Source organism: [Clostridium] symbiosum ATCC 14940 (assembly GCF_000466485.1).
Taxonomy (GTDB): Bacteria; Bacillota; Clostridia; order Lachnospirales; family Lachnospiraceae; genus Otoolea; species Otoolea symbiosa.
On record NZ_KE993032.1, the window covers coordinates 1 to 604 of the forward strand.

1 protein-coding gene and 1 pseudogene are annotated in these 604 nt (G+C 43.4%); both read left to right on the top strand.

Translation table 11 applies throughout. From position 1 onward, the window contains the following. Positions 1-373 (top strand): annotated as a pseudogene (locus tag CLOSYM_RS23115) (mtfA protein); the annotation flags it as partial. After that, a partial coding sequence (locus tag CLOSYM_RS20250) for a hypothetical protein (RefSeq protein WP_021643597.1) occupies positions 373-604 on the top strand: 232 nt, incomplete at its 3' end. The pseudogene CLOSYM_RS23115 and the gene CLOSYM_RS20250, both read left to right, overlap by 1 nt.

Consider the following 604-nt stretch of genomic DNA (forward strand, 5'->3'; position numbering starts at 1 on the left):
TGAAAAAGAGTTTCGTCCATTCTCGAAGGTAATTTTGACGGCCGATTGCAAGCCGTATAAAAAAGAGCTGGCCGATTCCATAGCCGAAGACTGGCCGTGGGACTCCTTCTCTTTCGAAGATGGAATTATCCGGGAATATGGAAATATCACGGTAAATGGATCCTGCACGCTTAATGTAATCGGGCGGGAGCAGGTTCTGGTTCCTGTTATTTACAGCACGACGGCGATGACAGTGACCTACAAAAATAAGACCTACAATCTGGCTTCAGGAAAAAATTATATCTATTCCATTACAATTCAGCCGGGAGATAATCTCCTGGTATTCACGGGAACCGGAACGATATCGGTCGAATATAGGGGAGGGAAATTATAATGTACCGTGTGACAGCGCAATATGAATTTGAAGAATACAGCCTGCATGAAATGTTTTCTGACGAATATGTGCTGATATCTCCGGTACTGACGGAAAAAGTCGGCAAGGCAGGAAGCTTTAAGTTTGATATCCCTATTAACCATCCCAGTTATCGTTCGGTGCTGCCTTTTCAGACCTACATCACAATTTATAAAGACGATATTGAATACTGGCATGGAAGGGTGATAGATG